An 11391-nucleotide genomic window follows, 5' to 3' on the forward strand; every position below is an offset into this window, starting at 1 on the left:
CTATGCGCAAAAGACAACTTTAACGAATAGTTATGGGCTTTTCAGGACTACCAGGCTCACTGTATCTGCATTTCATCCGAATCGAAAATCACGGTGAATGGACCGTCATTCAAAAGAGAAATTTTCATGTCCGCTCCAAAGCACCCTCCTTTAACTACGGATATTTCTTTGCGGCATTGTTCCAGAATATGCTCGTAAAGCGCCTGGGCTTTTTGGGGTTCACCCGCTCTGGTAAAGGAGGGGCGGTTTCCCTTTCTGCAATCTGCATATAAGGTAAATTGTGAAATAATAAGCAGCTGCCCGTCTACAGCATGCAGATCAAGGTTTGTTTTTCCGTTTTCATCCGCAAAAATTCTCAAGCCAACTAATTTTTTTACCATTTTATCTGCAATTTCAATCGTATCTGACTGATTGATTCCCACAAACACCAAAAACCCTTTTTGAATTCGTCCAATCTCCTTATCTTCCACCGAAACAGATGCCTCTGCTACCCGCTGTATCACAAATCTCATTTATTTTTCTCTCCTTGTTTTTCTTCCGCATGGAATCCCTCCTCATCAATACTGCCTACATTGACATAAGCCTGCGTATCGCAAGGAAGATTTTTTTTCTTAAGCGCCGTGTTGACGATAGATTTAATTCCCGCATAAATTACAGCAAAAATGGGAACACCGATAAACATACCTAATACACCAAACAGTCCTCCAAAAAGCGTAATTGCAAAGATCACCCAAAAACCCGTAAGACCGGTAGAATTTCCCAAAATTTTGGGTCCTAAAAAATTACCGTCAAACTGCTGTAAAATCAAAATAAAGATAACAAAATAAACGCAATTTAAAGGGTGCATAGGATCTACTATAAAAATTAAAATCGTGCTGGGAACAGCCCCCAGATAAGGACCGAAAAAAGGGATTACATTCGTAACGCCCACTATCACACTGACCAGCACTGCATAAGGTGTATGCAAAATGCTTGTTCCAATAAAGCACAGTACGCCAATTATAATGGAATCTAAAATTTTTCCGCTGATAAATCCGATAAAAGTTCTGTGTGTAAACCGAAAGTTTTTAATGATCACATTGGCCGTGTGCTTTTCAAACAAGGCAAAGGCAATCTTCTTTGCCTGCCCTGCAAATTTCTCCTTGCTGGCAAGAAGGTAAACAGATATAATCAGACCGATAAGAAAATTCCACAATACTCTGAAAATACCGATGACACTCAGAGAAACTCTTCTGATTAATTCGCTGGTCGTGGTAAACGCCGTATCGTTCAGCCAGGCTTCCAGCTCAACCGAGTATTTATTCACCAGCCGCATGGCATAATTTTTGAGGTCTGCATTATCCTCCAAAAGTCTGTTCAGCCATCTTGTAAAATTATTGATGTAAGAATCAAAATTAATTACAATGTTCTGTATGCTTGGGACGATCTGAGAAAGCAGCATGGAAAAAAGGCCATGAATAATGGCAAAGAAAAAAATCATCGTAAGGATAATTCCGATTCCTCTCACGAGGGAATTCCTTCTCTTAGAAGGCTTTATTTTGCACTTTCTGCAGAAAAAAAGCAGAATTTTATCTTCTATGAAATTCAATACCGGCGTCAGCAGATAGGCAGTGACAAAACCAAATACCACAGGCATAAGAATGTTTATCACTACCTTTATGCCAACCTTTATATCTGAACCGTAAAACAATACATAATAAAATAAAATGCTTGCCGCAATGACTAAAAATGCTGTCAAACCCCAGCGAAAATATTTGTTTTCCAGCTTAAATTTCATTCAGACAGCCCCTTCTTCTGTAAATTTCAAAAACCTTCCTTTGCTATATATTAATAATACACTGAAAATATACTTATCTCAAGCAAAGGTTGCAAAAAACTATTTTCCGAAGGGTGCGAATTCAAATCTTATAAAATATCCTCTGTCATGCTTACATACAGGACACACCTTCGGGGCCTCCAGACCTTTATAAACATAACCGCAGTTTAGACACATCCACTCTACTTCCACATCCGACACAAACAGCTTGCCTTCTTCCAAAAGTTTTGCATATTTACCGAATCGGTCTCCATGCACCTTTTCGATCTCTGCAATCTGCAGAAAGGAAGCCGCAACATTTTTAAAGCCTTCTTCCAAAGCCTTTTCTCCAAAGGTTTTATAAATTGGCTCATGCTCTTCATATTCATTGTGCTGGGCCATGCGGAGAAGCTTTTCTACATCCTCTGTGATGTCTACCGGATATCCGCCATCAACAAAGATAGTCTCTCCTGCCATTTCCTTTAAATGGTTGTAAAAGATTTCTGCATGTTCCTTCTCCTGGGAAGCCGTGAATGCAAAAATTGCACTGACAACATGCAGTCCGTTTTTCTTTGCCTGAGAGGCTGCAAAGGTGTATCGGTTTCTGGCCTGGCTTTCCCCGGCAAATGCCCTCATCAGGTTATCTTTTGTTTCACTTTCACGAAATTCTACTGCCATAGAGTTCTCCTTTCCTGTTCCGCCTTAATGCAGATATCGGTTTCATTGAAAGTATATCCGGGTTTTGGAAAAATATAATTGCCTATTGTTTTTAAACTGCAAAAATAATAAAATAAAATAGAAATTTAACCAAACATATCCATAGAAACAGCCATGGAGGACCCTATGAAATTACAACAGGTGTTAAGCTGCGTCCGCAAAGCAGTGGACGATTACCATATGATAGATGAACATGACAAGATTGCAGTAGGCATTTCCGGTGGAAAGGACAGTTTGACTCTTTTATATGCCCTAAACAGCTTAAAGCGTTTTTATCCAAAAGAATTTGCCATCCACGCAGTGACTGTAGACCTTGGTTTCGGCAATTTGAATTTAGACGGTATCCGCGCACTCTGCAAGGAGCTGCAGGTGGAATACACCGTCATTCCAACAGACATCGCACAGATTATTTTTGAGGAGCGTAAAGAAACAAATCCTTGCTCCCTGTGTGCAAAAATGAGAAAAGGAGCTTTAAATCAAACGGTGAAATCCCTGGGCTGCAACAAAGTGGCTTATGCGCATCACAGGGATGACATAGTGGAAACCATGTTAATGTCACTTATTTTTGAAGGGCGTTTTCATACCTTTGCCCCCGTCACCTATCTGGACCGAACGGATTTAACCGTAATCAGACCTTTAATGTATATGAAAGAAGCCGATGTAATCGGATTTGTAAATAAATATAATGTTCCTGTAGTGAAAAGCCCCTGTCCTGCAGACGGGCATACCAAACGGGAATATATCAAAAATCTGCTCCGTCAGCTGAATCTGGAAAACCCCGGTGTAAAGGAGCGGATGTTTACTGCAATTCAAAATGCAAATCAGAAAGGCTGGACAGAGTGCTTTGGCGGTAATAAAAAATGATAACTATCATGACGAACAAAATAAACAAAACATATTGAAGCTCCGGGCGGTTTTAGATACCCTTCCTGGGTTCTGCAGGATATTTTTCCGCGGCATTGAAGAATATACCTCTTCCCGTACCAGATTGGCCTATGCCTATGACATCAGGCTCTTTTTTGAGTTTCTTCACGAAAAAAACGCCGTATGTTCTAAAATGGAAATAAAGGATTATCCACTTTCTCTTTTGGATCAGCTCACCCGTATGGATATCGAAGAATATCTTGAGTATATTGCCCTTTATCAAAAGGACGGAAAGGATATCACCAACGAGGAACGGGGAAAGGCAAGAAAGCTAGCCTCCCTGAGAAGCTTTTATAATTATTTTTTTCAGAATGAGATGATTGAAAAAAATCCTGCGGCACTGGTGCCTCTTCCAAAGAGACACGAAAAAGAAATTATCCGTCTGGAACCCAATGAGGTTGCCATCCTTCTGGATCAGGTGGAGGACGGCACAAAGCTTACCAAAAAGGAATTGGAATATCATAATAAAACAAAGCTGAGAGATGTAGCTTTGCTTACTCTTCTTCTCGGAACCGGTATTCGTGTCTCCGAATGCGTCGGACTTGATATCTCTGATGTAAATTTCGATGTAGGAGGAATAAAAATACGCAGAAAGGGCGGTTATGAAGCTGTGATTTATTTTGGAGAAGAGGTGGAAACCGCTCTCTTGGACTATATGGAGCAAAGAAACCATATAATTCCGGCAAAGGGGCATGAAAACGCTTTGTTCTTGTCTTTGCAAAACCGCCGCATGGCCGTTCGTTCCGTAGAAAATCTGGTGAAAAAGTATGCTTCAAGGGTGACCACATTAAAGAAAATCACACCTCACAAGCTGAGAAGCACCTATGGTACCACTCTCTATCAGGAAACCGGAGATATTTATCTGGTAGCCGATGTGCTGGGGCACAAAGACGTAAATACTACAAGACGTCATTATGCAGCTCTTGAGGATGAAAGAAGACGGCGCGCTGCCAATGCAGTGCATCTTCGGGAAAAGCGTCCCGAATAGAATCTATTTCAAAAATTCTGTGGAATAATAAGGCACAATCAAATACTGTCCAGCCTTCACCATGTCTTCATCCTCCAGATGATTGATGCTCATTACCTCTGCAATATAAGCATTTTTATCTTTATACTGCTCATAATCAATATAGGAATCTGCTATGTCCCAGAGGCTTTCCCCATATCTGACGGTAATGTTTGTATAATATTTGAAAGAAACCTGCTCTTCTCCGGTGCTTGCCCTGCTGCTGATTGCGTGGTAGGAAATTGTGCATACAGCAGCAAGACACATCGCTATCATAAAAAGGGAACATCTGCGCCGTAATTCGTTCTGCCGGCGCTTTTTATTTAGATAAACCTTTCTTTCATATATTCTGTATGCCCCTGCTATTGCTGTCTCTCTCCTGCTTCTTGGTACATTCATATCGTTTCTCCTGACTTTAAACAGTTGTTCGAAAACACTTGTTCTGTGCTTTTATTATATGAAAGGAACAAATGTTTGTCAAGAGAAAAATCGAACATATTTTTGGAATATATGTTTGCTTTTTTAGTTTTTGTATGCTATACTGAATTCAGATACCAGCGAACATTCATTTTGGAGGGTTTTACATATGGCATTTGGAAAAATCACACCGAAACAGCAGGAGATTCTTGATTATATCAAACAGGAAATTTTAAACAAGGGCTATCCGCCCACTGTCCGGGAAATCTGCGAAACCGTCAATTTAAAGTCCACCTCTTCCGTGCATTCTCACTTGGAAACACTGGAAAAGAACGGTTACATCCGCAGAGACCCTACAAAACCCCGTGCAATCGAAATTTGTGACGATAATTTTCAGATGCTCCGCAGGGAAATGGTGAGTCTGCCTATTATAGGAAATGTGGCAGCTGGCCAGCCTATTTTGGCGGAAGAGAATATCGAGGATTATTTTCCGGTTCCTGCAGAGGTTGTTCCCAAAGGAGAGTCCTTTATATTAAATGTTCGAGGCGATTCCATGATCAATGCAGGCATTTTAAATGGAGACCGCGTTTTGGTGCACTGTGCCTCTGATGCTCACAATGGTCAGATTGTGGTTGCACTGATTGATGATTCTGCCACTGTAAAAACCTTCTATAAGGAAGACGGACATATCCGTCTCCAACCCGAAAACGATTCTATGGCGCCTATCATTGTGGACGACTGCCAGATACTGGGTGTGGTTTTTGGCATTTTCCGTTTTTACCGGTAACACCAAAGGACGGCCGGTCATTTGCTGACAGTCTCCTGCCGCTTTGACCGTGCCGCCCCATAATTTTTTGCATGCGTTTTCCTTTGCTTTTATCGAAACCTTACGTCCATATATGCTATGATCTCTTCCACGCATCTATCAAACCCAAGTTTCGAGCTGTTCAGACATAAATCATAATTTCTGGCGTCTGTCCATTCTCTGCCTGTGTGATATTTATAATATTCTGCCCGGTGTTTGTCCGTTTTCAAAATAAAACGCTCTAATTCCCTTGGGCTCATGCTGTGCTTTTTGGCAGCCTGCTCTATACAGAACTCCATAGGCGCATGTACAAATACGCTCAATACATTATTATATTCCTTCAGGACATAATCTGCGCACCTGCCTATAATAACGCAGGACTCCTCTTCTGCCAGCTTGCGGATGATTTTTGCCTGGTAATTAAAGAGATTGTCGGTGGAAGTAAAATCATCGCTCTCCGGCGGAATCAGCTCACCGTTGTAGGCACTCTTGGCAATGCGGAATAGTTTTGTACTCTTTATTTTTTCATCCGCATTTACAAAAAGAGCCTCATTGATACCACTCTCATCGCTGGCCAGCTTCATCAGCTCCTTATCATAATAGTGAATGCCAAGCCTGTCTGCAAGCATCTCTCCAACGGTTCGTCCACCGCTTCCATATTGCCTTGCTATTGTAATCACTATATTTTCCATGGCTCTTTCCTCCTACTCCCCGAGATATGCCTTCTTAATAGATGCGTTGTTCAGAAGATCGCCTGCCGCTCCTTCAAGTACAATTTTTCCCGTTTCCAAAACATAGGCCCTGTCTGCAATAGAAAGTGCTTTTTTGGCATTTTGCTCCACCAGAAGGACTGTGGTGCCGCTCTTGCTGACCTCTTTTATAATATCAAATATTTCATTCACAAGAATGGGGGATAGTCCCATAGAAGGCTCGTCCATCAAAATAAGCTTTGGATGTGACATCAACGCCCGTCCGATGGCAAGCATTTGCTGCTCTCCGCCGCTCAATGTTCCCGCCAGCTGATTCTGACGCTCCTCAAGGCGTGGAAAACGGTCAAATATCATTTTCAGCGTCTCTTCGATTTCCTCCTTATCCTTGCGTGTATAGGCTCCCATTTTTAAATTCTGAAGAACGGAAAGCTGGGCAAAGACTCTTCTTCCCTCGGGTACATGAGCCATACCCCTGGACACAATTTTGTGCCCAGGAATTTTTACAATATCCGTTCCCTCAAAGACCACGCTTCCTGACCGGGGAGACAGCAAGCCGGAAACCGTATGCAGAATCGTAGTCTTTCCCGCTCCGTTTGCTCCGATCAAGGCAATAACCTCTCCCTCATTTACGTGAAAGGAAACCCCTTTAATCGCCTGAATGATGCCATAATATACTTTTAAATCCTTAACTTCCAACATTGCCATAACGTGTCCTCCTATTCCCCCAGATAAGCCTTGATTACTTCCGGATCGTTCAGCACATCGCTTGTATTTCCCTGGCAGAGAACGCGCCCGAAATTCAGCACCGTAAGCTCTTCACAGATGCCGCTTACCAGCTTCATATCATGCTCAATGAGTAAAATAGTCATATCAAAATGATCCCGGACAAAACGAATGGTATCCATCAGCTCCTGCGTCTCATTGGGATTCATTCCCGCAGCAGGCTCATCCAGCAGCAAAAGCTTTGGCTTTGTAGCCAATGCCCTGGCAATCTCCAGCTTGCGCTGCTTGCCATAGGGAAGATTGGACGCAAGGGTATCTGCCTCTCCCTCAAGTCCGAAAACCTTCAAAAGCTCCAGCGCCTCCTCCTTCATCTGCTTCTCAATCTTATAATAAACAGGAAAACGCAGAATCCCCATAAGGGTATTGTATTTCAAATGATTATGGAGACCTACCTTAACATTGTCGATTACGGATAAATCTTTAAAAAGACGAATGTTTTGAAAGGTTCTGGCAATTCCTTCCCTGTTGATATCTATTGTTTTACGGCCTGTAATATCCTTGCCATCCAGAGTAATAATGCCCTGATCCGGTTTATAGACACCTGTAAGCAAATTAAAAACCGTAGTTTTCCCCGCACCGTTTGGTCCGATCAGCCCATACAGACAGCCTTTTCTGATCTCCACATTAAAATCATCCACAGCTCTAAGTCCGCCAAAGGAGATACTCAAATTTTTTACCTCAAGTAATGCCATAGCTACTCAGCCTCCTTTGCCGTCTTTTTCAGTCTCAGTTTATAGGCAGCCTTCTCCCGCCATGCAATCGCCTTTGGAGCCCAGTTAAACAGCATCATTGCAATCAGAACAATGGCATAAATCAGCATACGGTAATTATTCAGTCCGCGCAGAAGCTCCGGCAGTAACGTCAGCACCACTGCAGATATCACCGAACCTCTGATATTTCCGATGCCGCCCAGCACCACAAATACCAGTATCATAATGGACATATTATAACCGAAATTTTTGGTAGTTGCCTGTAAAGAGGAAATATTGTGGGCATACAATACACCTGCCACTCCCGCAAGGGCAGCGGAAATGGAAAATGCCATAAGCTTATATTTCGTAATATTGATGCCAACGGACTCCGCTGCAATGGTATTGTCGCGAATGGCCATAATGGCGCGTCCGTCCCTGGAATGCACCAGATTCAACACAATAAATAAGGTAATTAACAGCAGAATAACACCCACTGTAAAGGAGGAATCACCGGGAGTTCCAGTAATTCCCTGGGCTCCTTTTATGATGATCGTTCCATTCTCCGACAGATTCAGATCCATGGAGCTGGTAACAGAAAAATGTAAACCGCTTTCATCTACCCCTACATAAAGTATATTGATGATATTCTTTATGATTTCTCCAAAGGCAAGCGTGACAATAGCCAGGTAATCTCCCTTCAGTCTCAGAACAGGAATCCCGATCAAAATACCGAAAATTCCAGCGCTGGCCGCCCCAATCAATATAGCGATAAAAAACCGGACACCGGATAAAGGAATCGCCTCCTGCATACATTTCGAAAAGAACGCACTGGTAAAAGCTCCTACACACATAAATCCCGCGTGTCCCAGACTCAGCTCGCCAAGAACCCCTACAGTAAGGTTTAAGGATACCGCCAAAATGGCATACGAGCACAACGGTACCAGCAGACCTTGTATCAGACTGCTTAAACTGCCTGCCGAAATCAATATCTGAATGATAATATAAGCGGCAAGCACGATTCCGTAAGTAATAAGATTGCTTTTCAGGGTTTTGCTCATTTTCATTTTTTTGTTTGTCTTTAATTTCTTTTCCATATGCTCTTCCCTAAACCTTTTCCTGAATGTTTTTGCCGAGGAGACCCGAAGGCTTTATAAGCAATACAAGAATCAGAACGGCAAAAACGATTGCATCCGCCATCTGAGAGGAAATATATGCCTTGCTGAAAATCTCAATAATACCTAACAGAATTCCGCCGATAAACGCTCCCGGAATAGAGCCGATACCGCCGAATACCGCAGCCACAAACGCCTTTATGCCCGGCATGGAACCGGTATAGGGAGTTAAGGACGGATATGCCGAACAAAGAAGTACTCCCGCAATGGCGGCCAATGCAGAACCAATGGCAAAGGTAAGCGCTATGGTTCCGTCTACATTAATGCCCATGAGCTGCGCAGCTCCCTTATCTTCGGAAACCGCAAGCATCGCCTGCCCGGCCTTGGTTTTATTGATAAAAAGCATCAGACCGACCATAATGACAATACAAGATAAAATAGTGACAATGGTCTCTCCCGTAATATTGATCTGACCGTCTGCAAGCTTGATGGACTCCATAGGCACTACGGAGGTAAAGGATTTTGTATCTGCGCCAAAAATCAACAACGCTAAATTTTGAAGCAGGTAGCTTACACCGATGGCGGTAATCAGCACTGCCAGCGGAGAAGCCGCCTTCCGCAGAGGCTTATATGCAATTTTTTCAATCACCATCCCCAGCACAGTACACACAATAACAGCAGCGGGAACGCCGATAAGAGGCGATAGCCCCATCGTGCTGCATATCGTATAGGTGGTGAAGGCTCCTATCATAATCACGTCCCCATGGGCAAAATTCAGCATCTTGGCAATACCATAAACCATGGTATATCCCAGTGCAATCAGTGCGTACACGCTGCCAAGGCTGATGCCGTTGATTAAATAAGTAACAAAACTCATAAGTACCTCCCGTTAGTGTCTTAACATATACTTATCACGCAATATTCAGTATAACAGATGCGTCCAAACCTGGCAAGCAGATTCATTTTGTTTAAAAAGAAGGGCTGCCTTATACGGCAACCCTCTCTGGTTCAAACATCATTACATTGCTGTGTAAGTGCCATTTACAATTTTTACAGCCTTGGGCTCCTTGTTCGGCTCGCCATCCGCCGTCCAGCTCATGCCAGAACCGGTCAGGCCGTCTATGGTAATCTGAGTCATTGCGCTCTTTAAGCCTTCGCAGATATCGGATACACTCATATCGGGAGTAACGCCGCTCTGCTCAATCGCCGCCTTGATTGCATACACTGCATCATAGGCATCTGCCGCAAACTGATTGGGAATGCCGCCGAATTTCTCCTCGTAGGTGGAAACAAAATTCTGTGTCAGCTCATCCTCTGCATCTGCCGCAAAAGGTGTCAACAGCATAACGCCCTCCGCCAGGCTCTGATCAAAATTAGTAACGCTCAAAATACCATCCATACCATCGCAGCTGAAGAAAGCAGGTGCATAACCCATGCTGTCTGCCTGGGTCAAAATCAGGGAAGACTCCTGATAGTAGATAGGCAGGAATACCAAATCCGCTCCTGCATCCTTAGCCTTCTGAAGCTGTACGGAAAAATCAGTCTTGTTGTCTGCGGTAAATGCCTCCGCTGCCACAATCTCAAAGTTCTGGTTCTCAGCCTCCTGGGCAAAGCTTTCATAAATGCCGGTGGAGTATACACTGGAGCTGTCATAAATCACAGCTACTTTTTCCGCAAGCGCATTTTCTCCGATATATTGTGCAGATGCAGCACCCTGATTAGGGTCGGAGAAGCAGACGCGGAAGCAGTTGTCATACTGTGTACATTCTACAGCAGAGCCTGAAGGCGTCAGCTGGAACATATTGTCTTCCATTGTCTTTTCCGTTACCGCAATGGAAGGGCCGCTGGTCACTGCGCCGACAATCATCTGTGCGCCCCAGTCCTTCAAAACATTATAAGCGTTTACAGCCTTCTCAGCATCAGACTCGTCATCCTGAAAATTCAGCTCAAGGGTATATCCATTTACGCCGCCTGCCGCATTGATTTCATCCACGGCCATCTGTGCAGCATTATTTACTGCCATGCCATATACCGCATTGTCTCCGGTGAGAGGTCCCATGCCGCCAATCTTAAAAGTGCCGGCGGAAGCGCCTTCCGAAGCCGCTTCTGTTCCCTCTGCAGCACTCGCGCTTTCATTGGAAGCTGCGCTTTCTGAAGCACCTGCGTCCTGCGTACCGCAGCCTGCCATAGCCAAAACCATTGCAGAAACTACCGCAGTGCTTACTAACTTGTGAAATTTCTTCATAATAGTTCCCTCCTTTTTGCTCATAATTGTATACAGATATAATCTAATACAATTATTATTAGAATAATAACCTTTTGCCGTTTCCTTGTCAATAATAATTTCAAAAAACCAGTTTTGAAAGGTAAATAACTTCATATCCTGTCACTCTCTTCTGAATTCCTTTTTTCAGGTCTTATTCAGATATT

At 43.3% G+C, this 11391-nt stretch carries 13 protein-coding genes; 3 read left to right on the plus strand and 10 right to left on the minus strand.

What is annotated here, in order from left to right; genetic code table 11:
• Positions 1-56 precede the first annotated feature (56 nt).
• The 3 genes from dtd to rbr all read right to left on the minus strand — a co-directional run bounded on the left by dtd (position 57) and on the right by rbr (position 2473).
• Entirely contained in the window at positions 57-512 is a 456-nt protein-coding gene (gene dtd, locus SHK35_RS08655; protein WP_318709477.1) for a D-aminoacyl-tRNA deacylase, read from the minus strand.
• Entirely contained in the window at positions 509-1777 is a 1269-nt protein-coding gene (locus SHK35_RS08660) for an AI-2E family transporter (protein ID WP_318709479.1), read from the minus strand. The genes dtd and SHK35_RS08660 overlap by 4 nt, the downstream gene beginning before the upstream one ends.
• Positions 1778-1876: 99 nt before the next feature.
• Positions 1877-2473, minus strand: a complete 597-nt coding sequence (gene rbr / locus SHK35_RS08665) for a rubrerythrin (protein WP_318704294.1) — start codon at positions 2471-2473, stop codon at positions 1877-1879.
• Positions 2474-2638: 165 nt separating this feature from the next.
• On the opposite strand from rbr, the gene SHK35_RS08670 reads away from it, so the two are divergent.
• Entirely contained in the window at positions 2639-3376 is a 738-nt protein-coding gene (locus SHK35_RS08670) for a tRNA lysidine(34) synthetase (RefSeq protein WP_318709480.1), read from the plus strand.
• Complete coding sequence (locus SHK35_RS08675; RefSeq protein WP_318709485.1) at positions 3366-4424, plus strand: tyrosine-type recombinase/integrase; 1059 nt, start codon at positions 3366-3368, stop codon at positions 4422-4424. Before SHK35_RS08670 ends, SHK35_RS08675 begins: the two co-directional genes overlap by 11 nt.
• Before the next feature lie 3 nt (positions 4425-4427).
• Here SHK35_RS08675 and SHK35_RS08680 read toward each other — a convergent pair whose 3' ends face one another.
• The gene (locus tag SHK35_RS08680) at positions 4428-4841 is read right to left on the minus strand and encodes a LysM peptidoglycan-binding domain-containing protein (RefSeq protein WP_318709481.1); all 414 of its coding nucleotides are present in this window, start codon (positions 4839-4841) and stop codon (positions 4428-4430) included.
• 187 nt (positions 4842-5028) lie between these two features.
• Here SHK35_RS08680 and lexA point away from each other — a divergent pair, with 187 nt between their 5' ends.
• Positions 5029-5646, plus strand: coding sequence for a transcriptional repressor LexA (gene lexA / locus SHK35_RS08685; protein ID WP_318704297.1), 618 nt, complete (start codon positions 5029-5031; stop codon positions 5644-5646).
• Positions 5647-5735: 89 nt separating this feature from the next.
• On the opposite strand, the gene SHK35_RS08690 is transcribed toward lexA, so the two are convergent.
• The 6 genes from SHK35_RS08690 to SHK35_RS08715 form a co-directional block, all read right to left on the minus strand.
• Positions 5736-6356: a cytidylate kinase-like family protein gene (locus tag SHK35_RS08690; RefSeq protein WP_318704298.1), complete on the minus strand. Its 621-nt coding sequence runs from the start codon at positions 6354-6356 to the stop codon at positions 5736-5738.
• A 12-nt stretch (positions 6357-6368) separates the two neighbouring features.
• A complete protein-coding gene (locus SHK35_RS08695; RefSeq protein WP_318704299.1) occupies positions 6369-7079 on the minus strand; it encodes an ABC transporter ATP-binding protein in 711 nt (236 codons plus the stop codon).
• A gap of 11 nt (positions 7080-7090) precedes the next feature.
• On the minus strand, positions 7091-7849 hold the full coding sequence (locus tag SHK35_RS08700) for an ABC transporter ATP-binding protein (protein ID WP_318704300.1): 759 nt from the start codon (positions 7847-7849) through the stop codon (positions 7091-7093).
• A gap of 2 nt (positions 7850-7851) precedes the next feature.
• Positions 7852-8943 (minus strand): branched-chain amino acid ABC transporter permease, encoded by a 1092-nt coding sequence (locus SHK35_RS08705; RefSeq protein WP_318709483.1) that lies wholly within the window; start codon positions 8941-8943, stop codon positions 7852-7854.
• Between the two features lie 10 nt (positions 8944-8953).
• Positions 8954-9838, minus strand: a complete 885-nt coding sequence (locus SHK35_RS08710; RefSeq protein WP_318704302.1) for a branched-chain amino acid ABC transporter permease — start codon at positions 9836-9838, stop codon at positions 8954-8956.
• Positions 9839-9979: 141 nt separating this feature from the next.
• Entirely contained in the window at positions 9980-11149 is a 1170-nt protein-coding gene (locus SHK35_RS08715; protein ID WP_442867435.1) for an ABC transporter substrate-binding protein, read from the minus strand.
• Between the last annotated feature and the right edge of the window lie 242 nt (positions 11150-11391).

This window comes from Candidatus Acetatifactor stercoripullorum, from assembly GCF_944382095.1.
GTDB lineage: Bacteria > Bacillota > Clostridia > Lachnospirales > Lachnospiraceae > Acetatifactor > Acetatifactor stercoripullorum.

Coding starts and splice junctions, on each gene's coding strand:
- dtd (WP_318709477.1), bottom strand. CDS start 512: ATGAGATTTGTGATACAGCGGGTAGCAGAGGCATCTGTTTCGGTGGAA.
- SHK35_RS08660 (WP_318709479.1), bottom strand. CDS start 1,777: ATGAAATTTAAGCTGGAAAACAAATATTTTCGCTGGGGTTTGACAGCA.
- rbr (WP_318704294.1), bottom strand. CDS start 2,473: ATGGCAGTAGAATTTCGTGAAAGTGAAACAAAAGATAACCTGATGAGG.
- SHK35_RS08670 (WP_318709480.1), top strand. CDS start 2,639: ATGAAATTACAACAGGTGTTAAGCTGCGTCCGCAAAGCAGTGGACGAT.
- SHK35_RS08680 (WP_318709481.1), bottom strand. CDS start 4,841: ATGAATGTACCAAGAAGCAGGAGAGAGACAGCAATAGCAGGGGCATAC.
- lexA (WP_318704297.1), top strand. CDS start 5,029: ATGGCATTTGGAAAAATCACACCGAAACAGCAGGAGATTCTTGATTAT.
- SHK35_RS08690 (WP_318704298.1), bottom strand. CDS start 6,356: ATGGAAAATATAGTGATTACAATAGCAAGGCAATATGGAAGCGGTGGA.
- SHK35_RS08695 (WP_318704299.1), bottom strand. CDS start 7,079: ATGGCAATGTTGGAAGTTAAGGATTTAAAAGTATATTATGGCATCATT.
- SHK35_RS08700 (WP_318704300.1), bottom strand. CDS start 7,849: ATGGCATTACTTGAGGTAAAAAATTTGAGTATCTCCTTTGGCGGACTT.
- SHK35_RS08705 (WP_318709483.1), bottom strand. CDS start 8,943: ATGGAAAAGAAATTAAAGACAAACAAAAAAATGAAAATGAGCAAAACC.
- SHK35_RS08710 (WP_318704302.1), bottom strand. CDS start 9,838: ATGAGTTTTGTTACTTATTTAATCAACGGCATCAGCCTTGGCAGCGTG.
- SHK35_RS08715 (WP_442867435.1), bottom strand. CDS start 11,149: ATGGCAGGCTGCGGTACGCAGGACGCAGGTGCTTCAGAAAGCGCAGCT.